18 protein-coding genes and 1 tRNA gene are annotated in these 20,229 nt (G+C 72.4%); 15 read left to right on the forward strand and 4 right to left on the reverse strand.

From position 1 onward, the window contains the following. Positions 1 to 11: 11 nt before the first annotated feature. The 7 genes from ftsZ to ACFXGI_RS25365 all read left to right on the forward strand — a co-directional run bounded on the left by ftsZ (position 12) and on the right by ACFXGI_RS25365 (position 5,349). On the forward strand, positions 12 to 1,217 hold the full coding sequence (gene ftsZ, locus ACFXGI_RS25335; protein ID WP_384710821.1) for a cell division protein FtsZ: 1,206 nt from the start codon (positions 12 to 14) through the stop codon (positions 1,215 to 1,217). After that, positions 1,214 to 1,945: a peptidoglycan editing factor PgeF gene (gene pgeF / locus ACFXGI_RS25340; RefSeq protein WP_384710823.1), complete on the forward strand. Its 732-nt coding sequence runs from the start codon at positions 1,214 to 1,216 to the stop codon at positions 1,943 to 1,945. The genes ftsZ and pgeF overlap by 4 nt, the downstream gene beginning before the upstream one ends. Before the next feature lie 3 nt (positions 1,946 to 1,948). Then, positions 1,949 to 2,668 (forward strand): YggS family pyridoxal phosphate-dependent enzyme, encoded by a 720-nt coding sequence (locus ACFXGI_RS25345; RefSeq protein ID WP_384710825.1) that lies wholly within the window; start codon positions 1,949 to 1,951, stop codon positions 2,666 to 2,668. A gap of 151 nt (positions 2,669 to 2,819) precedes the next feature. Continuing rightward, positions 2,820 to 3,428 carry a cell division protein SepF gene (locus ACFXGI_RS25350; protein ID WP_384710828.1) on the forward strand — a complete coding sequence of 203 codons (609 nt, stop codon included), beginning with the start codon at positions 2,820 to 2,822 and terminating at the stop codon, positions 3,426 to 3,428. 60 nt (positions 3,429 to 3,488) lie between these two features. After that, the gene (locus ACFXGI_RS25355; protein WP_030155988.1) at positions 3,489 to 3,785 is read left to right on the forward strand and encodes a YggT family protein; all 297 of its coding nucleotides are present in this window, start codon (positions 3,489 to 3,491) and stop codon (positions 3,783 to 3,785) included. 82 nt (positions 3,786 to 3,867) lie between these two features. Continuing rightward, a complete protein-coding gene (locus ACFXGI_RS25360; protein ID WP_384710831.1) occupies positions 3,868 to 5,160 on the forward strand; it encodes a DivIVA domain-containing protein in 1,293 nt (430 codons plus the stop codon). Positions 5,161 to 5,275: 115 nt separating this feature from the next. After that, positions 5,276 to 5,349, forward strand: a tRNA-OTHER gene (locus tag ACFXGI_RS25365). Positions 5,350 to 5,412: 63 nt separating this feature from the next. On the opposite strand, the gene ileS is transcribed toward ACFXGI_RS25365, so the two are convergent. Beyond that, complete coding sequence (gene ileS / locus ACFXGI_RS25370) at positions 5,413 to 8,571, reverse strand: isoleucine--tRNA ligase (protein WP_384710834.1); 3,159 nt, start codon at positions 8,569 to 8,571, stop codon at positions 5,413 to 5,415. A 606-nt stretch (positions 8,572 to 9,177) separates the two neighbouring features. Here ileS and ACFXGI_RS25375 point away from each other — a divergent pair. From ACFXGI_RS25375 to ACFXGI_RS25395, 5 genes are all read left to right on the forward strand, one after another. Further along, the gene (locus tag ACFXGI_RS25375) at positions 9,178 to 10,053 is read left to right on the forward strand and encodes a TraR/DksA family transcriptional regulator (protein ID WP_384710837.1); all 876 of its coding nucleotides are present in this window, start codon (positions 9,178 to 9,180) and stop codon (positions 10,051 to 10,053) included. 130 nt (positions 10,054 to 10,183) lie between these two features. Further along, positions 10,184 to 10,744, forward strand: coding sequence for a signal peptidase II (lspA, locus tag ACFXGI_RS25380; RefSeq protein ID WP_384710840.1), 561 nt, complete (start codon positions 10,184 to 10,186; stop codon positions 10,742 to 10,744). Positions 10,745 to 10,785: 41 nt separating this feature from the next. Then, positions 10,786 to 11,727: an RluA family pseudouridine synthase gene (locus ACFXGI_RS25385; RefSeq protein WP_384710843.1), complete on the forward strand. Its 942-nt coding sequence runs from the start codon at positions 10,786 to 10,788 to the stop codon at positions 11,725 to 11,727. Then, positions 11,724 to 12,191 (forward strand): GNAT family N-acetyltransferase, encoded by a 468-nt coding sequence (locus ACFXGI_RS25390; RefSeq protein ID WP_384710845.1) that lies wholly within the window; start codon positions 11,724 to 11,726, stop codon positions 12,189 to 12,191. The genes ACFXGI_RS25385 and ACFXGI_RS25390 overlap by 4 nt, the downstream gene beginning before the upstream one ends. Positions 12,192 to 12,419: 228 nt before the next feature. Continuing rightward, entirely contained in the window at positions 12,420 to 14,012 is a 1,593-nt protein-coding gene (locus tag ACFXGI_RS25395; RefSeq protein WP_384710848.1) for a Na+/H+ antiporter, read from the forward strand. Between the two features lie 54 nt (positions 14,013 to 14,066). Here ACFXGI_RS25395 and ACFXGI_RS25400 read toward each other — a convergent pair whose 3' ends face one another. Next, entirely contained in the window at positions 14,067 to 15,083 is a 1,017-nt protein-coding gene (locus ACFXGI_RS25400; RefSeq protein WP_384710851.1) for an SDR family NAD(P)-dependent oxidoreductase, read from the reverse strand. Continuing rightward, positions 15,080 to 16,264, reverse strand: coding sequence for a glycosyltransferase (locus tag ACFXGI_RS25405; protein WP_384710854.1), 1,185 nt, complete (start codon positions 16,262 to 16,264; stop codon positions 15,080 to 15,082). The genes ACFXGI_RS25400 and ACFXGI_RS25405 overlap by 4 nt, the downstream gene beginning before the upstream one ends. 73 nt (positions 16,265 to 16,337) lie before the next feature. Here ACFXGI_RS25405 and ACFXGI_RS25410 point away from each other — a divergent pair, with 73 nt between their 5' ends. Continuing rightward, positions 16,338 to 17,051 (forward strand): response regulator transcription factor, encoded by a 714-nt coding sequence (locus ACFXGI_RS25410; protein WP_384710858.1) that lies wholly within the window; start codon positions 16,338 to 16,340, stop codon positions 17,049 to 17,051. Beyond that, a complete protein-coding gene (locus ACFXGI_RS25415; protein WP_384710861.1) occupies positions 17,048 to 18,454 on the forward strand; it encodes a sensor histidine kinase in 1,407 nt (468 codons plus the stop codon). Before ACFXGI_RS25410 ends, ACFXGI_RS25415 begins: the two co-directional genes overlap by 4 nt. A gap of 15 nt (positions 18,455 to 18,469) precedes the next feature. Here ACFXGI_RS25415 and ACFXGI_RS25420 read toward each other — a convergent pair whose 3' ends face one another. Next, positions 18,470 to 19,522 carry a mechanosensitive ion channel family protein gene (locus ACFXGI_RS25420; protein WP_384710864.1) on the reverse strand — a complete coding sequence of 351 codons (1,053 nt, stop codon included), beginning with the start codon at positions 19,520 to 19,522 and terminating at the stop codon, positions 18,470 to 18,472. A gap of 57 nt (positions 19,523 to 19,579) precedes the next feature. Between ACFXGI_RS25420 and ACFXGI_RS25425 the strand changes: the two genes are divergently transcribed. Further along, positions 19,580 to 20,158 (forward strand): dienelactone hydrolase family protein, encoded by a 579-nt coding sequence (locus ACFXGI_RS25425; protein ID WP_384710867.1) that lies wholly within the window; start codon positions 19,580 to 19,582, stop codon positions 20,156 to 20,158. Positions 20,159 to 20,229 lie beyond the last annotated feature (71 nt).

The raw sequence follows: 20,229 nt of genomic DNA on the forward strand, positions 1-20,229 counted from the left end.
AGGCCTTCGACGTGGCAGCACCGCAGAACTACCTCGCAGTCATCAAGGTCATCGGTGTCGGCGGCGGTGGTGTCAATGCCATCAACCGAATGATCGAGGTCGGTCTCAAGGGCGTCGAGTTCATCGCCATCAACACGGACGCCCAGGCGCTGTTGATGAGCGACGCCGACGTCAAGCTCGACGTCGGCCGTGAACTCACCCGGGGCCTCGGCGCCGGCGCCAACCCGGCAGTCGGTCGCAAGGCGGCAGAGGACCACCGCGAGGAGATCGAGGAGGTCCTCAAGGGGGCCGACATGGTCTTCGTCACCGCCGGCGAGGGCGGCGGCACCGGCACCGGCGGCGCACCCGTCGTCGCCAACATCGCGCGCTCGCTCGGCGCCCTGACGATCGGTGTGGTCACCCGGCCGTTCACCTTCGAGGGCCGGCGCCGCGCGAACCAGGCGGAGGACGGCATCGCCGAGCTCCGCGAAGAGGTCGACACCCTCATCGTCATCCCGAACGACCGGCTGCTGTCCATCTCGGACCGCCAGGTCTCGGTCCTGGACGCCTTCAAGTCGGCCGACCAGGTCCTGCTCTCGGGCGTCCAGGGCATCACCGACCTCATCACCACCCCGGGTCTGATCAACCTCGACTTCGCGGACGTCAAGTCCGTCATGTCCGAGGCCGGCTCGGCCCTCATGGGCATCGGCTCCGCCCGCGGCGACGACCGCGCGGTGGCCGCCGCCGAGATGGCGATCTCCTCGCCGCTGCTGGAGGCGTCCATCGACGGCGCCCGCGGTGTGCTGCTCTCCATCTCCGGTGGCTCCGACCTCGGTCTCTTCGAGATCAACGAGGCGGCGCAGCTGGTCAGCGAGGCCGCCCACCCCGAGGCGAACATCATCTTCGGCGCCGTCATCGACGACGCGCTGGGCGACGAGGTACGGGTCACCGTCATCGCCGCCGGCTTCGACGGCGGACAGCCCCCGGCCCGCCGGGACAACGTCATCGGTGCCGCGTCCACCAAGCGCGAGGAGCCGGCCCCGGCGCCGGTCCGCGCGGCCGAGCCGGTCCGCCCGCCCTTCGGCGGACTGGGCACGGTCACCCCGCGCGAAGAGCCCCCGGTCCCGGTCGAGGCGGCTCCGATCGAGACCGCGGCCCCCGCGCCGCAGGTCCCGACGGCCCGGCCGTACCAGGACAGCCCGGCCGAGGAGCTGGACGTCCCGGACTTCTTGAAGTGACGCTGGACCAGTACGACGAGAACGGCGCCCACTTCGCCTTCACCGACCGGTGGGGCGGGGTGAGCGCCGTTCCGTACGAGGAGCTCAATCTCGGCGGCGCGGTCGGAGACGACCCCACCGCCGTTCTCGCGAACCGGGCCGCCGCCGCCGGTGCCCTCGGCATCGAGCCGGACCAGGTGGTCTGGATGAACCAGGTGCACGGCAGGGACGTGGCGGTGGTCCCCGGACCCTGGGGCGCCGCCGCCGACGTCCCGGCGGTGGACGCGGTGGTGACCGCCCGCCGGGGGCTCGCCCTCGCGGTGCTCACCGCGGACTGCACCCCGGTCCTGCTGGCCGACCCCGTCGCCGGGGTCGCGGGCGCGGCCCACGCGGGCCGGCCCGGGCTGGTCGCCGGAGTGGTGCCCGCCGCGCTGGAGGCGATGGTCGCCCTCGGGGCCGACCCCGGACGGATCATCGCCCGTACCGGCCCCGCGATCTGCGGGCGCTGCTACGAGGTGCCGGCCGAGATGCGGGCCGCGGTCGCCGAGGCGGTACCGGCCGCCCACGGCGAGACGAGTTGGGGGACGCCGTCCGTCGACGTGGTCGCCGGGGTGCACGCCCAGCTCGCGGAGGCGGGGGTGGTGAACCTGCACCGCTCGGCGGTCTGCACACTGGAGTCGCGGGAGCACTTCTCGTACCGCCGCGACCGGGTGACCGGGCGGCTTGCCGGATATGTCTGGTTGGGCTAGGTAATGACGGACCGTAAGACGGAGCTCGCGGAGAACCTCGCGCGGGTGGAGGGACGTATCTCGTCCGCCTGCGCAGCCGCGGGGCGGGGACGGGACGAGGTGACGCTCATCGTCGTCACCAAGACCTACCCCGCGAGCGACGTACGACTGCTGGCGGACCTGGGGGTCCGTCATGTGGCGGAGAATCGCGACCAGGACGCCGCCCCCAAGGCCGCGGCCTGCGCGGATCTGCCTCTCACCTGGCACTTCGTGGGCCAGTTGCAGACGAACAAAGTCCGTTCCGTGGCGGGATATGCGCATGTCGTGCAGTCCGTCGACCGGCCGAAGCTCGTCACGGCGCTCTCGGCGGCCGCGGAGGGGGCCGGGCGCGAACTCGGCTGCCTCGTGCAGATCGCCCTCGACGCCGAGTCCGGGGAGCGCGGCGCCCGCGGCGGCGCCGCTCCGGAGCAGCTCGCCGGACTCGCGGACCTCGTGGCCGGGGCTCCGGGACTGCGGCTCGACGGTCTGATGGCCGTCGCTCCGCTGGCCGGGGCCTACGCGGGACGCGAACAGGCCGCTTTCGAGCGGCTGGTGGAATTGGCATCCCGCCTGCGCGCGGACCATCCGACTGCCACGATGGTGTCGGCCGGGATGAGTGCAGACCTGGAACAGGCCGTTGCGGCCGGTGCGACACATGTACGCGTCGGCACTGCGGTACTCGGCGCGAGACCCCGGCTCGGGTAACGTCGCGAAGAAAGTCGGACCACAGCAGAAAATATGGTCATTCCCGCTGACGGGCGGACAGACCACGTGGATCGCGGGCAGTTGGTGACTTTGGTGACACAGCGACACACCTGCGACAGGGCGATCCACCACAGAGCGGAGGATTCAGAGAATGGCCGGCGCGATGCGCAAGATGGCGGTCTACCTCGGCCTCGTGGAGGACGACCGGTACGACAACCCGGGGTACGACCCCGACGACGAGTTCGAGCCCGAGCCGGAACCGGAGAGGGACCGCCGGCGCCAGCAGGCCGTGCACCAACCGCCCGTAACGGACGAACCGGTACGAATTGCCCAGCCTCCGGCGCAACGGGACCCCATCCCATTGCCGGTGGAAAACGGACGTCCTGCGCGAATCGCCCCCGTGGCATCCATCACACCTGAACGCTCGAACCTGGAGAAGAACGCCCCCGTGATCATGCCCAAGGTCGTCTCCGAGCGGGAGCCGTACCGCATCACGACGCTGCACCCCCGGACCTACAACGAGGCCCGTACCATCGGGGAACACTTCCGTGAGGGCACTCCGGTGATCATGAACCTCACGGAGATGGACGACACGGATGCGAAGCGACTTGTCGACTTTGCCGCCGGTCTCGTCTTCGGCCTGCACGGCAGCATTGAACGCGTGACACAGAAGGTGTTCCTGCTGTCGCCTGCTAACGTCGATGTCACGGCGGAGGACAAGGCCCGCATCGCGGAGGGCGGGTTCTTCAACCAAAGCTAGACCGATCCGTCAGACACGGGGCCGGGAACAGAGCGGGAGCAGGGGAGAGGGAAGCGCGGGATGGGCGTCGCACTACAGGTGGTCTACATCGCGCTGATGTGCTTCCTTATCGTGCTGATCTTCCGACTGGTGATGGACTACGTCTTCCAGTTCGCACGTTCATGGACACCCGGCAAGGCGATGGTGGTCGTCCTTGAGGCCACCTACACTGTCACCGATCCACCGCTCAAGCTTCTTCGGCGTTTCATTCCGCCGTTGCGTCTCGGGGGCGTGGCACTCGACCTGTCCTTCTTCGTTCTGATGATCATCGTTTACATCCTCATCAGTTTCGTGAGCACCGCTGCGAGAAGCGTGTGAACGATGAGCTTCCCCGCGAGCGCGGGGACAGTCCCGATACGGTCTTGCCGACTGCCGACGACTACGTAGAGGTGAAGAAGACATGCCGCTGACTCCCGAGGACGTGCGGAACAAGCAGTTCACGACCGTCCGCCTCCGAGAAGGCTATGACGAGGACGAGGTCGATGCCTTCCTCGACGAGGTCGAGTCCGAACTGACGCGCCTGCTGCGCGAGAACGAGGACCTGCGCGCCAAGCTGGCCGCCGCCACGCGTGCCGCCGCGCAGAACCAGCAGCAGCAGGGCATGCGCAAGCCGGAACCCCAGGACCAGCGCGGCCCCGGAGGCCCCGGCGCCCCCGTGCCCGCCGCCATATCCGGCCCGCCGGCGCAGCAGGGCCCGCCGCAGATGGGCCCGCCGCAGCTTCCGGCCGGCCCGAGTGGACCCGGACAGCAGGGTCCGGGCGGCCCGGGTCCGATGGGCGGCCCCATGCACACCATGGGCGGCCAGCAGCAGATGGGCCAGCAGGGCATGGGCCAGCAGTCCATGGGTCAGCAGGGCATGGGCCAGCAGGGCATGGGCCAGCAGTCCATGGGTCAGCAGGGCATGGGCCAGCAGTCCATGGGCGGCCAGAACCCGCTCGGCCAGCAGATGCAGCCCATGGGCCAGCAGATGCAGCCGATGGGCCAGCAGATGCAGCCCATGGGTCAGCCGATGCAGCAGCAGATGCAGCAGATGCAGCAGCCGCAGCTCCCGCAGCAGGGCCCCGGTGGCGACAGCGCCGCCCGCGTCCTGTCGCTCGCGCAGCAGACCGCCGACCAGGCGATCGCGGAGGCCCGCTCCGAGGCCAACAAGATCGTCGGCGAGGCGCGCAGCCGTGCCGAGGGCCTGGAGCGGGACGCCCGTGCCAAGGCCGACGCGCTGGAGCGGGACGCCCAGGAGAAGCACCGCGTCGCAATGGGCTCCCTGGAGTCCGCCCGCGCCACGCTGGAGCGCAAGGTCGAGGACCTGCGGGGCTTCGAGCGTGAGTACCGTACGCGCCTGAAGTCCTACCTGGAGTCGCAGCTGCGCCAGCTGGAGACCCAGGCGGACGACTCCCTGGCCCCGCCGCGCAACCCGGCCGGCCCGGCGCTGCCGCCGTCGCCGACCCCGTCCATGGCTCCGGCCGGTGCCATGGGCCACTCGATGAGCAACCCGTCGATGGGCTCCCCGTCCCCCATGGGCGGTCCCTCGCCGATGGGCGGCCCGTCCCCGATGGGCGGCCCCTCGTACGGTGGTCAGCAGCAGATGTCTCCCGCGATGACGCAGCCGATGGCTCCGGTGCGGCCGGCCGCGCCGCAGCCGATGCAGGCGCCGTCGCCGATGCGCGGCTTCCTGATCGACGAGGACGACAACTAGGCGGTACGCCCTCTGCGGCGCCGTCGGCAGTCACGGGCCGGGCCCGGTTCCCCCACGGGGGTACCGGGCCCGGCCCGTTTGCGTGCCGGCCCGTGGTTACAGTGTTCCGCGCAGCGGGTCGGTAGCGCAGAGGTCGTCGCGCCATTCTCCGCAGGAGGGAGGACGCCGGTTCGAATCCGGCCCGGCCCGCTGCGCACGCGGAACGACGAACGGCGCCCTCCGGGACGGAGGGCGCCGTTCGGTCGTTCCCGCTTACGCCTTGCGGAGGCGGAAGGTCAGGCCCAGGGGCTCGTCCGTGAACGGCTCGCCGTACGCGGCGTCCGCCTCGCCGGACGCGTAGTCCGTCGACAGGACCTCGTCCGCGATGAGCGCCGCGTGGTCCGTCAGGGCCGTCACGACCTCCGGGTCCGACGAGGACCAGCGCAGGGCGATCCGGTCCGCCACGTCCAGGCCGGAGTTCTTCCGGGCCTCCTGGATCAGGCGGATCGCGTCACGCGCCAGGCCCGCCAGCCGCAGCTCCGGGGTGATCTCCAGGTCGAGGGCCACCGTCGCGCCGGAGTCGGACGCCACCGACCAGCCCTCGCGCGGGGTCTCCGTGATGATGACCTCCTCCGGGGAGAGGGAGATCTCCTCGCCGTTCAGCGAGATCACCGCAGAGCCGGAGCGCAGGGCCAGGGAGAGCGCCGCCGCGTCGGCCGCGGCCACCGCCTTCGCCACGTCCTGGACGCCCTTGCCGAAGCGCTTGCCCAGCGCCCGGAAGTTCGCCTTCGCCGTCGTGTCGACCAGCGAGCCGCCGACCTCCGACAGCGAGGCCAGGGAGGAGACGTTCAGCTCCTCCGTGATCTGGGCCCGGAGCTCGGGGGACAGCGCGTCGAAGCCCGCCGCGCCGACCAAGGCCCGGGAGAGCGGCTGGCGGGTCTTCACGCCCGACTCGGCACGCGTCGCCCGGCCCAGCTCCACCAGACGCCGGACCAGCAGCATCTGCTGCGAGAGCCGGCCGTCCACCTGCGACGCGTCGGCCTTCGGCCACGTCGACAGGTGGACCGACTCCGGGGCGTCCGGAGTGACGGGGACGATCATGTCCTGCCAGACCCGCTCCGTGATGAAGGGGGTGAGGGGGGCCAAGAGGCGGGTCACCGTCTCGACCACCTCGTGCAGCGTGCGCAGCGCAGCCGCGTCGCCCTGCCAGAAGCGGCGGCGCGAGCGGCGCACGTACCAGTTGGACAGGTCGTCCACGAAGGAGGACAGGAGCTTGCCGGCGCGCTGGGTGTCGTACGACTCCATCGCCTCCGTGACCTCGGTGGTGAGGGTGTGGAGCTCCGACAGCAGCCAGCGGTCCAGGACCGTGCGGTCCGCCGGGGCCGGGTCGGCCGCCGACGGGGCCCAGTTCGACGTACGGGCGTACAGCGCCTGGAAGGCGACCGTGTTCCAGTACGTGAGGAGGGTCTTGCGGACCACTTCCTGGATCGTGCCGTGGCCCACGCGCCGCGCCGCCCACGGGGAGCCGCCGGCCGCCATGAACCAGCGCACCGCGTCCGCGCCGTGCTGGTCCATGAGCGGGATGGGCTGGAGGATGTTGCCCAGGTGCTTGGACATCTTGCGGCCGTCCTCGGCGAGGATGTGGCCCAGGCAGACCACGTTCTCGTACGAGGACTTGTCGAAGACGAGCGTGCCGACCGCCATCATCGTGTAGAACCAGCCGCGCGTCTGGTCGATGGCCTCCGAGATGAACTGCGCCGGGTAGCGCTTCTCGAAGATCTCCTTGTTCTTGTAGGGGTAGCCCCACTGCGCGAACGGCATCGAGCCCGAGTCGTACCAGGCGTCGATGACCTCCGGTACGCGGACGGCGGTCAGGGAGCAGCCCTCGTGCGTGCACGCGAACGTGACGTCGTCGATGTACGGGCGGTGCGGGTCCAGGCCCGAGAGGTCCGTGCCCGTCAGCTCGCTCAGCTCCGCGCGGGAGCCGATGCAGGTGAGGTGGTTCTCCTCGCAGCGCCAGATCGGCAGCGGGGTACCCCAGTAGCGGTTGCGGGAGAGCGCCCAGTCGATGTTGTTGTTCAGCCAGTCGCCGAAGCGGCCCTGCTTGACCGAGTCCGGGAACCAGTTCGTCTTCTCGTTCTCCCGCAGCATCGCGTCCTTGACGGCGGTGGTGCGGATGTACCACGACGGCTGCGCGTAGTAGAGCAGGGCCGTGTGGCAGCGCCAGCAGTGCGGGTAGCTGTGCTCGTAGGCGATGTGCTTGAAGAGCAGGCCGCGCGCGTCGAGGTCGGCGGTCAGCTTCTCGTCGGCCTTCTTGAAGAAGACGCCGCCGACCAGCGGGACCTCCTCCTCGAAGGTGCCGTCGGGGCGGACCGGGTTCACGACGGGCAGGCCGTACGCGCGGCAGACCGCGAGGTCGTCGGCGCCGAAGGCGGGGGACTGGTGGACCAGACCGGTGCCGTCCTCGGTCGTGACGTACTCGGCGTTCACGACGTAGTGGGCGGGCTCCGGGAACTCCACGAGGTCGAAGGGGCGCTGGTAGGTCCAGCGCTCCATCTCCTTGCCCGTGAAGGTCTGGCCGGTGGCCTCCCAGCCCTCGCCCAGGGACTTCTCCAGCAGCGGCTGGGCGACGACCAGCTTCTCCGAGCCCTCGGCGCCGGTGCGCGTGGCCACCACGTAGGTGACCTCGGGGTGGGCCGCGACCGCCGTGTTGGACACCAGGGTCCACGGGGTCGTCGTCCAGACCAGGAGCGCGGCCTCGCCGGCCAGCGGGCCGGAGGTCAGCGGGAAGCGGACGTAGACGGAGGGGTCGACGACCGTCTCGTAGCCCTGCGCCAGCTCGTGGTCCGAGAGGCCGGTGCCGCAGCGCGGGCACCAGGGGGCTACGCGGTGGTCCTGGGTGAGCAGGCCCTTGTTGAAGATCTCCTTCAGCGACCACCACACGGACTCCACGTACTCGGGGTCCATGGTCCGGTACGCGTCGTCCAGGTCGACCCAGTAGCCCATCCGGGTCGTGAGCTCGGCGAACGCGTCGGTGTGGCGGGTCACGGACTCGCGGCACTTGGAGTTGAACTCGGCGATGCCGTACGCCTCGATGTCCTGCTTGCCGTTGAAGCCGAGCTCCTTCTCGACGGCGAGCTCGACGGGCAGGCCGTGGCAGTCCCAGCCGGCCTTGCGGGCGACGTGGTAGCCGCGCATGGTGCGGAAGCGCGGGAAGACGTCCTTGAAGACGCGGGCCTCGATGTGGTGCGCGCCGGGCATGCCGTTGGCGGTGGGCGGGCCTTCGTAGAACACCCACTCGGGGCGGCCCTCGGACTGCTCCAGGGTCTTGGCGAAGGTCTTGCTCTCGCGCCAGAAGTCGAGAACGGCGTGCTCGAGGGCGGGCAGGTCGACCTGGGCGGGTACCGGGCGGTACTGCGGCGGTGTGGTCATGAGGCTGAACTCTTCCTCCGGCGGGGTGTCACTTCCGTCCGGAGGGACGAGAGCCGCCCTCGTTCCCAAGGACCTGCTGCTCCCGCGGTACCACCCTCCTTGGCCGCCGGACGGATCCGGTGGCCCCCTCATTGGGGTGCGAAGCCGGTTCTACTCGCCGTACGGGGATCCCGTACGGGCTTTCTTCCGGCGGCTCAGGGGTGATCCTTCGCATCGCGCTCGCCCCCGGGCTCTCACCGTCCCCGGGTCGCTCCTGGCTGCGTCCGACGCTACTCGTCCCCGTCCATGCCTTTCGCTGGGCCCAGTGTACGGGGCGGGGGCGCGCTCGGCAGACCGGTTTACGGGGGGTCGCGGCGGGGGTCGCGGCGGGGCTCGGGGCCGGGCCGGCGGCCGGGGCCGGGCGGGTGGCGGCGTGACCCGAATGGGCCGATGCGCCGGTCCGGGCTCGGGTGGGACGGGAGTGGCGGATTACCGGGCTCCCTGCTGGGCACAACGGATGCAGGTTGGCATCGATGGACGCGTGCCCCGTTGCCGCGAGGCCGGAGTCGATTTATCGTTCCGGCACGATTCGCGAGCAAGATCACAGTGTGTGAAGGGGCCGCGGCCATGGTGGCGAAGAAGACCGCCGGGAGAACTGCCGAGAAGGCTGTCGGAAAGGCCGCCGGGAAGGCTGCGGCGGCCGAGGGCGCGGCTCCGGCCCGGAAGAAGACGACCGCTGCCGGGAAGACGACGGTCGCGAACTCCACGACCCGGGCGCCGGCCAAGACGGCGGCCAAGACGGCGGCGAAGGCGGCGAAGGCGGCGGAGAAGCCGGCGGCCAAGAAGCCGGCGGCCGAGAAGGCGCCTGCCAAGAAGGCGGATGCCAAGAAGGTGCCCGCCAAGAAGGCGACCGGCGTCGGGAAGACGACCGCGAGGAAGGCCACGGCCAAGGCGGCCGGGGCCGAGGGGGCGGCGCAGGCCGCGCAACGGACGGGAGCCCGGAAAGTGGTTGCCAAGAAGAGCACCGGCACGGCCAGGAAGACGGCTGCGGCCGCCACGAGCGGGCTGCCGAAGGCCAGGGTCACGGCTGCAGCGGCCCTGGCGCCGGGCGAGCTGGCCGTACGGCCCGGCGAGGACCCCTGGACCCCGGCGGAGGTGGCCGAGGCCCGTGCCGAGCTCCAGAGCGAGGTGCTGCGCCTGCGCGACGAGCTCCAGGCCTCGGACGCGGCCATCTCGGGCCTGATGCGGGATTCCGGCGACGGCGCGGGCGACGACCAGGCCGACACGGGCACCAAGAACATCACCCGGGAGTCCGAGCTGGCCCTGGCCGCGAACGCCCGCGAGATGCTCGAACAGACCGAGCGGGCCCTGGAGCGGCTGGACGCGGGCACGTACGGGCTCTGCGAGAACTGCGGCCAGCCCATCGGGAAGGCCAGGATGCAGGCCTTCCCGCGGGCGACGCTGTGCGTGGACTGCAAGCAGAAGCAGGAGCGCAGGCACTGAGGGGCCACGGCCGGGCTGCCGCCGCGGGCCGACCCTGACGTACTCTCGTGTCTCGTCGGGGTCCAGGGGCCCGGCGGGGCCGCAGGGCCGCGCCGTCGGCAACCTGGTTCGAGCTAGTCGAGGGACTCACGTGGCAGAGGCGGAGAGCATCATCGGTACGCCGGAGGTCGGGGACGACGCCCAGCCGGAGTCCGCCGAGCCCAAGGGGCGCCGGCGGATCGTCGCGCTGCTCGTCGTCGCGCTGCTCGCCTACCTGCTCGACTTCGGCAGCAAGATGCTGGTCGTCGCGAAGCTGGAGCACGAGCCGCCGATCCGGATCATCGGCGATCTGCTGAAGTTCGAGGCGATCCGCAATCCGGGCGCCGCGTTCGGCTTCGGTGAGGCCTTCACCATCATCTTCACGTGCATCGCGGCCACCGTGATCGTCGTGATCGTGCGGCTGGCCCGCAAGCTCTACAGCCTGCCGTGGGCGATCGCCCTGGGTCTGCTGCTGGGCGGTGCGCTGGGCAACCTCACCGACCGGATCTTCCGTTCGCCCGGGGTGTTCCGGGGGGCCGTGGTCGACTTCATCGCGCCCGCCCACTTCGCCGTCTTCAACCTCGCGGACTCGGCGATCGTGTGCGGCGGCATCCTGATCGTGCTGCTGTCCTTCAGGGGTCTGGACCCGGACGGCACCGTCCACAAGGACTGATCGCGGGACGGGTGCACCGTCGAGTCCTGCATACTCGACAGGTGAGTACGATTCCCGAGATCCGCACCCTGCCCGTTCCCGATGGCCTCGAAGGCGAGCGCGTGGACGCCGCCATCGCCCGCATGTTCGGTTTTTCCCGGACGAAGGCGGCCGAGCTCGCCGCCGCGGGGAAGGTGTCGGTCGACGGCAGCGTCGTCGGGAAGTCCGAGCGCGTGCACGGCGGCGCCTGGCTCGAAGTCGAGATGCCCGCGCCGCCGCGGCCGGTCGAGCTCGTCGCCGAGCCGGTCCCGGGCATGGAGATCATCCACGACGACGACGACATCGTCGTCATCATGAAGCCGGTGGGCGTCGCCGCCCACCCGAGCCCCGGCTGGACCGGCACCACCGTCATCGGCGGCCTCGCCGCCGCCGGGTACCGCATCTCCACCTCCGGCGCGTCCGAGCGCCAGGGCGTCGTACACCGCCTCGACGTCGGCACCTCCGGCCTGATGGCCGTCGCCAAGTCGGAGCGCGCGTACACCTCGCTGAAGAACCAGTTCCGCGAGCGGGTCGTGGACAAGCGCTACCACGCGCTCGTCCAGGGCCACCCGGACCCGATGAGCGGCACGATCGACGCGCCGATCGGGCGCCACCCCAGCGCGGACTACAAGTGGGCCGTGACCCAGGAGGGCAAGCCCTCCGTCACCCACTACGACCTGATCGAGGCCTTCCGCGCGGCCTCGCTGCTCGACATCAAGCTGGAGACGGGGCGCACGCACCAGATCCGCGTGCACATGTCCGCGCACCGCCACCCCTGCGTCGGCGACCTCACGTACGGCGCCGACCCGACGGTGGCCAAGCGGCTGGGCCTGACCCGGCAGTGGCTGCACGCGGTGCGGCTCGGGTTCGAGCACCCGGCGGACGGCCGGTGGGTGGAGTTCGAGAGCACCTACCCGGCGGACCTGCAGCACGCGCTGGACGTGATCCGGGCCGAGAGCGAGTGACCGCTTTCACGGTCCGGGTGGCCGGGACGGAGGCCGACCTGGCGGCGTGCTTCGCGGTGCGGACCGAGGTGTTCGTGGTCGAGCAGTCCGTGCCGGAGTCGATCGAGTACGACGCGTACGACGCGGGCGCGGTGCACGTGCTGGCCGTGGGGCCGGACGGGGAGCCGCTGGGCACCGGCCGGCTGCTGCACGGACCGGCGGCGCAGACCAAGACGGGCGGCGACCCGGCGGTCGGCTCGCTGGGCCGGCTCGCCGTACGCAAGGCCGCGCGCGGGCTGGGCGTCGGGGTGGCGCTGGTACGGGCGATCGAGGCGGAGGCGGCCCGAATGGGCCTGACCGCCGTGGACCTGGGCGCGCAGACGCACGCGCTGGGCTTCTACGAGAGCCTCGGATACAAGGCCTACGGACCGGAGTTCGAGGACGCGGGCATCCCGCACCGGGCGATGCGGCGCGCACTGCCGTAGCCCGGCCGGGCGGGGACCGGTGCCGTGCCGCGCAGCTGTGGCCCCGCCTCCGCGCCCCTCGGCGCACCCGACCCCTGCCCGGCGGACGGCTTCGGCCGCATCGTGTCCCGCCTGCGATCGGCGTGCGGGGCAGTGCCCCGGTACGGGCTCGCCCGGGTGGAGCGCCGACACGCGGAAGCGGCCTTCCGACCGCACGGCCCAGCGGCAGCGGCCTGGCAGGGTGGGGGAGTGGATCAGCTTGCTCTCCTGTTCGTGCTGCTGCTCGGGGCCGTGGTCAGCGTCCCGCTCGGGGATCGGCTCGGGCTGCCCGCGCCCGTCCTGATGACCATCGGCGGGGTCGCGCTCGCGCTGGTCCCGGCGGTGCCGAATGTCGACATCCCGCCCGAGTACATCCTTCCGCTCGTCCTGCCCCCGCTGCTCTACGCCTCGGCGCAGCGCACCTCCTGGCGGCAGTTCGCCGCCAACGTCCGGCCCATCCTCCTGCTCGCCGTGGCCCTCGTGTTCGTCACGACCGCCGCGGTCGCCGCCGCCGCGAACGCCGTCGTCCCCGGACTGCCGCTCGCCGCCGCGGTCGCGCTCGGCGCGCTCGTGGCCCCGCCGGATCCCGTCGCCGCGACCGCCGTCGCCGGCGCGCTCGGGCTGCCGCGCCGCATGGTGTCGATCCTGGAGGGCGAGGGCCTGTTCAACGACGTCACCGCGATCGTGCTCTACCACGTGGCCATCTCCGCCGCGGTCAGCGGCAGCTTCTCCTGGCCGGACGCGCTGGGGGAGTTCGTGCTCTCCGCCGTGGTCGCCGTCGCCGTCGGGCTCGGACTGGGCTGGGCCGCCAACGCGCTCATGGGGCGGCTCGGCGATGCCACGCTCCAGATCGGGCTGACGCTGCTCGTGCCGTTCGTGTCGTACGTGGTGGCCGAGGAGCTCCACGGGTCGGGGGTGCTGGCTGTGCTGATGACGGCCCTGTTCCTCGCGGAGTACGCCTCCGACGCGGACGACGTGCTCGGGCGGCTCGCCGGGCACACGTTCTGGGAGGTCGTGGACATGCTGGTCACGGGCGTGGCGTTCGGGCTGATCGGGCTGGAGCTGCACAACGTGTTCGGCGTCGCGGCCGGCCGCGAGTGGGAGATGGCGGGGTGGGCGGCCACCGTGATCGCGGTCGTCGTCGTCGTACGGCTGCTGTGGCTGCTGCCGGCCGGCTGGCTGGCCAAACGGTTGCACACGCGGCGCGACTACGACGAGGAGATCCCGCTGAGCTGGCGGGAGAGCGTGGTGATGTGGTGGGCCGGGATGCGCGGGGTGGCCTCGGTGGCACTGGCGCTGGCCATTCCGCTGAAGGTGGACGGCGGGGCGCCGTTTCCCGGGCGGGACCAGATCATCTTCATCGCGTTCGCCGTGATCATGGTGACGCTGGTGTGCCAGGGGCTGACGCTGCCCTGGCTGGTGCGGCTGCTGGGCGTGGAGGCCGACGAGGACGCCGAGCGGGAGACCGAGCGGAAGCTGGCGGTCCGCGCGGCGAAGGCGGCCAAGCGGCGGCTCAAGGAGATCGAGGAGGCGGAGGACCTGCCGGAGGACCTGGTGGAGGTGTTGTACCGGCGGGCGTACGACGTGGGGGCGAGGATCAGCCCCGAGATGGTGGACGAGGAGCGGCGGGAAGCGTACGCGAAGCGGGTGGAGCGGATCCGGGACGTCCAGCGGATCCAGCGGGAGATGATGTCGGCGGCGCGGCACGAGGTGCTGGCAGCGCGCAGCGAGCCGGGCGCGGACCCGGAGATCGTGGACCGGGTCCTGCGCCACCTGGACGTCCGCAGCCTCCGCAGCAGCTAGCGCACACCCCCGGGGCGTGCGGCTCCGCCCGGGGGCGGGCGGAGCCGGTGCCGGTCAGACCTGGTAGCGGGACGGGGCGAAGAGGTCCGGGTTCGCGGCGATCCAGTCCGAGGTGCGGGAGAGGCCCTCCGTCAGGGAGACCCGCGGCTTCCAGCCCGCCCAGTCCCGGGCGCGGGAGTTGTCCGACAGCAGGCGGTGGACCTCGCTGCCCGTCGGGCGGAGCCGGGATTCGTCCACCACGACCTGCGCGTCACGGCCCGACGCCGCGATCAGCGCCCCCGCCAGGTCTCCGATCGAGATCTCCTCGCCCGTACCGAGGTTGACCACCTCGCCCAGCGCCCGGTCGCACTCCGCCACCGCGAGGAAGCCCTCCGCCGTGTCCGTCACGTACGTGAAGTCCCGCGTCGGGGACAGGGAGCCCAGCCGGATCTCCCGTGCCCCCGCGTGCAGCTGCGCCAGGATCGTCGGGATCACGGCCCGCGCCGACTGGCGGGGTCCGTACGTGTTGAACGGCCGGACCACCGTCACCGGCAGCTCGAACGCGTGGTGGAACGACAGCGCCATCATGTCCGCGCCGATCTTCGACGCCGAGTACGGGGACTGCGGCTGGAGCGGGTGCGATTCCGCTATCGGGGCCGTCAGCGCGGTGCCGTAGACCTCGCTCGTCGACGTGTGCACCAGCCGCCGCACCCCGTGCCGCCGACAGGCCTCCGCCATGTTCTCCGTACCCGTCACATTGGTCTGCACGTACGCGCCCGGCGAGGCGTAGCTGTACGGGATCCCGATGAGCGCCGCCAGGTGGAACACGGTGTCGCAGCCCTCCACCGCGTCGCTGACCCGGCCCGCGTCGCGGATGTCGCCCGCCCACATCTCGACCGGGCCGCCGGGGTCGGCGAGGTGGTGCGCCAGGTGGCCCTTCTCCGCGTACGGCTTGTAGTGGACGAAGGCGCGGACCCGGGCGCCCCGCGCCACCAGCAGGTCGACCAGGGTGGAGCCGATGAACCCCTCGGCTCCGGTGACCAGCACCGTACGGCCGGTCCAGGGGTTCACGGTGTTCGTGTGGGTGTTCATATCCGCTCCAGGGTGGGAAGGGGGGCGCCGGCCACGCGGAGGACCTCCGCCGCCAGCAGTTCGGCGGCCCGGGCGTGCGGGCCGGGGTCGGCGGCGCCGGCCATCGCGGCCAGCCGGGCCGGATCGGCCAGCAGCGGGCCGAGCAGCACCGACAGCCGGTCGGCGGTGGTCGCGGCGTCCGGCAGCAGCAGGCCCGCGCCCGCGTCGACGAGGACCCGGGCGTTGTGGGTCTGGTGGTCGCCGGGGGCGTACGGGTACGGGACGAGCAGGGCCGGGACCCCGGTCGACGCCAGCTCCGCCACCGTCGCGGAGCCGGCCCGGCACACCACCAGGTCGGCGGCCGCGTACACGAGGTCCATCCGGTCCAGGTACGGCACGGCCCGGGCGATGCGCTGCCCGCCGCAGGCGGCGAGATCGGCGGCGGTGTCGGGCAGCGCCTTCGGACCCGTCTTGATCAGCATCTGTACGTCGTCCCGGCCCTGCCAGAGCCCGGCCAGCCCGACGGCGGCCGCGGTGAGCCGGGCGGCGCCCAGGCTGCCGCCGTTGAAGACGACCAGGCGGCGTCCGTCGGGGACGTGCAGGGCCCGCCGGGCCTCGGTGCGCAGGATCGCCCGCTCCGCCCGCGTCAGACGGGCCAGCCGGGCGAGGGCGGCCGAGATCGGCATTCCGGTGGTCAGCGCGTGCGCCCCGCCCGCCAGATGGGCCCGGCTGCGGTCGAAGGCCACCGCGATGTGCGGGGTGAGCCGGGCCGCGAACTGGTTGGCGCGGCCCGGCACCGCGTTGGACTCGTGGATGACGGCCGGCAGTCCCGCCATCCGCGCCCCCAGCACGGCCGGCGCGCTCGGGTAGCCGCCCATGCCCACGACGGCGTGCGCGCCCTGGGCCCGGATCACCGAGCGGGCCTGCCCCGCCGAGCGCAGGAGCGCGGCCGGGAGCAGATAGCGCTTCGCGCCGAGCGAGGGGTCGAAGGGGATCATGTCGACGGTGTGCAGGCGGTACCCGGCGCCCGGAATCAGCTCGGTCTCCAGGCCCCGCTCGGTCCCGATGAACGAGACCACGGCATCCGGGACGGCCGCGCGCAGCGCCTCGGCCAGGGCGAGCCCGGGGTAGATGTGGCCTCCGGTGCCGCCCGCGCCGATCACCACGGACAGGGGCCGGAGGGAAGTGCGTCGTGTGGTCATGGACGCAGACTTCCGGTGCGCCCTAAGAACGTTCTAAGAGGTTCTCTCAGAACTGTTTGGCAGGCTTTGCCCCATGAGCAGCACGAGCGGTACGGGCGGTACGGGCCCGCAGCGGATCCTGGTCGTGGACGACGAGCCCGAGGTACGGGCCGCCGTCCAGGACGGGCTGGCCGTCGAGGGGTACGAGGTACGGGGAGCCGGCGACGGGCTGGCCGCGCTGTCCGAGGTGGCCGGCTGGCAACCGGACGCGGTGGTGCTCGACGTGATGATGCCCGTACTGGACGGGCTCGGGGTCTGCCGGCAGCTGCGCGCGATGGGCGACCGTACGCCCGTACTCGTCCTGACCGCGCTGGACTCGGTGAGCGAGCGGGTCGACGGTCTGGAGGCGGGCGCCGACGACTACCTCGTCAAGCCGTTCGCGCTGGACGAGCTGGTGGCCCGGGTCCGGGCCCTGCTGCGGCGGGCCGCGCCCGATCCGGCCGACGCGGCCGTGCTCGGGTTCGCGGACCTCGTGCTGGACCCCGGGACGCGCACCGGAAGGCGCGGCGGGCGGCCGCTGGAGTTCAGCCGGACCGAGGCGGCGCTGCTGGAGCTGCTGCTGCGCCACCCCGGACAGGTGCTGCCGCGGGAGCTGATCCTGGAGCTGGTGTGGGGGCGGGACTTCGGACCGGACTCCAATTCCCTCGCCGTGTACGTCGGCTACCTGCGGCGGAAGCTGGAGGCGGGCGGCGAGCCGCGGCTGGTGCACACCGTCCACGGGGTCGGATACCGGCTGGGCCCGGCGTGAGCGCCGCCGCGAGGGGGCGCCGCCGGCTCGGTGCTGCCTGGCGCAGACGCCGGCCGCTGCGGACCCGCCTGGCGCTGGCGGTCACCTCGGCGGTGGCGCTGGTCGCGGTCGGGGTGTGCACGGCGGCCTTCTTCGTCGTACGCGGCGCCCTGTACGAGCAGCTGAACCTGAGCCTGACCCAGTCCGCGCGGCTCGCGGCGCAGCACAATCCCGACTCCGGACCGGACACCCTGGCCGGGGAGTGCCGCTTCCTGGCGGCGCCCGCCTGCGCGGAGGTGGTGCCGGCCGACCCGGCGAACGACCCGGCCAAGCCCTACCTGCTGCCGGTGGACTCCGCGACGCGGGCGGTGGCGGCGGGCCGGCACGCGCCGTTCTACACGGACATCGTGCACGCCGGGCACCCGACGCGGATGCTCACCACCGACTACGCGAAGGGGCGGGCGCTCCAGGTCGCGCTGCGGGCCGACACCGTCGAGAAGGGGATCGGGGAGGCGGCCGGGTGGCTGGCCCTGATCGGCGCGGCCGGGGTGCTGGTGGCCGCCGGGCTCGGGTACTGGGTGTCGCGGACCGGCCTGGCCCCGGTGACCCGGCTCACGGCCACCGCCGAGCGGATCGCGGCGACACGCGATCCCAGGCACCGGATCGAACTGCCGCCGCCGGGGCCGCCGGGGCGGGAGGACGAGATCACGCGGCTGGCCGGGAGCTTCAACACCATGCTGGGCGAGCTGGAGCAGTCGGTCACGGCGCAGCGGCGACTGGTCGCGGACGCCTCGCACGAGCTGCGGACCCCGCTGACGGCGCTGCGGACCAACGCGGAGCTGCTGGCGCGGGGGGAGCGGCTGACGCCGGAGCAGCGCGAGCGGGCCTCGCTCGCGCTGGGCCGGCAGCTGCGGGAGGTGACGGGGCTGGTGAACGACCTGATCGAGCTGGCCCGGGACGAGGAGCCGCAGCCGCTGGTGGAGCAGGTACGGCTGGCTCCGCTGGTGGAGCACTGCGCGGAGGCGGCGCGGGCGCACCGGCCTTCGGTCCCGGTGCAGGTGCGCATCCGCGGGGAGGAGGCGGTGGTGGTGCCGGGCGTACCGGCGCGGCTGACCAGGCTCGTGTCGAACCTGCTGGACAACGCGGCGAAGTTCAGCCCCGCAGGGGCGCCGGTGGAGGTGGAGCTGGTGTCGCGGGGCGGCGCCGGCCGCGCCGAGCTGACCGTACGGGACCACGGTCCGGGCATCGCGGCGGAGGATCTCCCGTACGTCTTCGACCGCTTCTACCGGGCCGGGGCGGCCCGCGCCCTGCCGGGCTCGGGGCTGGGCCTGGCGATGGCCCGCCAGATCGCCCGGGCGCACTCCGCGGAGCTCGTGGCGGAGCCGGCACCGGGCGGCGGAGCCCTGTTCCGCCTGACGTTCTGACCCGGGCCCGCGGCGTCAGGACGGGCCGGGACGCGGGTCCGCGGGTGCCGTGGCGATGCGGGGCAGGGCGTACGGGTGGTGGGCCAGGAGCCAGCTGATCAGGCGCTCGCGGACCTGGCAGCGGACGGTCCAGATGTCCGTCGCGTCCTTCGCCGTGACCACCGCCCGGACCTGGATGGTGTGCGGGGTCGTGTCGGTGACCGCCAGGGTGCCGGTGCGGCCGTCCCATTCCGGGATCTCCTTCAGGACTCCCAGGAGCTGCTCCCGCATCAGGTCCAGCGGTGCGCTGTGGTCCAGGTGCCAGAAGACGGTCCCGGTCATCTGCGCGCCGCCGCGCGACCAGTTCTCGTACGGCTTGCCTGTGAAATACGACACAGGCATCGTGATGCGGCGCTCGTCCCAGGTGCGGACCACCAGGAAGGTCAGGGTGATCTCCTCGACCGTCCCCCACTCCTTGTCCACGACCACCGTGTCCCCGATCCGCACCGTGTCGCCGAAGGCGATCTGCAGTCCGGCGAACAGGTTGCCCAGCGAGGACTGGGCCGCGATGCCCGCCACGATGCCGACCACGCCCGCCGACGCCAGCATCGAGGCGCCGACCGCCCGCATCGGCGGGAACGTGAGCAGCATCGCAGCCACCGCGACCACCACGACCACCGCCGTGACCACCCGGTGGATCAGCGTCACCTGGGTGCGGACCCGCCGCACCCGTGCGTCGTCCGGGTGCTGAGCGGCGTAGCGGGCGTACGAGGCGTCCACGACCGCCGTCGCGATCCGCACCAGCAGCCACGCCGCCGAGCCGATCAGCACGAGGGTCAGGGCGCGGCCCACGGCGAAGACGTACTCCGGGCCGATCCCCGTCCGCCGGTGGGATCCGTACAGCAGTGTCGCGCCCAGCACGAGCTGGAACGGCAGCCGGCAGCGGCGCAGCAGCCCCCACAGCGGGGTCTCGCTGTGCCGGGCGTCGGCGCGGCGCAGCAGCAGGTCCAGCAGCCATCCGGCCAGCAGGGTGACGACCAGGGCGCCGCCGACGACGGCGATCGGGCGCAGAACGGTGTCCGTGTCCATGCGCCTCAACGTAACCGGAAGCAGCGCTCAGGCCCTTCCCATCCGGCGAATGGCACGATGGGGTACATGAACATCGTGCTCTTCCATTCGACGTACGGGCTGCGGCCCGCGGTGCACGCGGCGGCCGACCGGCTGCGCGCGGCCGGTCACCAGGTCCAGGTGCCGGATCTCTTCGAGGGGCGCACCTTCGAGACCGTCGAGGAGGGCATGGCCCACCGGGACGGCATCGGCCGCGACGAGCTGCTCAAGCGCGCGGTGCTGGCCTCCGCCCCCTACTCCGATCAGGGCCTGGTCTACGCCGGCTTCTCCTTCGGCGGCTCCGTCGCCCAGCACCTCGCCCTGGCCGACGAGAAGGCGCGCGGGCTGCTGCTCCTGCACGGGACGGCGGACCTGGACGAGGACACCGCGGTCGACGAACTGCCGGTGCAGCTGCACATCGCGGATCCCGACCCGTTCGAGACGCACGACTGGCTGACGGCCTGGTACCTGCGGATGCAGCGCGCGGGCGCCGACGTGGAGGTCCACCGCTACCCGGGTGCCGGGCACCTGTTCACGGACCCGGACCTCGACGACTACGACGCGGAGGCCGCGGAGCAGACGTGGAAGGCCGCCGTCGGCTTCCTCGACTCCCTCTAGGAGCAGAGGAGCAGAGGAGCAGCGGCGCGGGCGCCGCGGACAAGGGTGAGGGGCAGGGCACGAACCGCGTG

This window comes from Streptomyces sp. NPDC059355, from assembly GCF_042752335.1.
Lineage (GTDB): Bacteria > Actinomycetota > Actinomycetes > Streptomycetales > Streptomycetaceae > Streptomyces.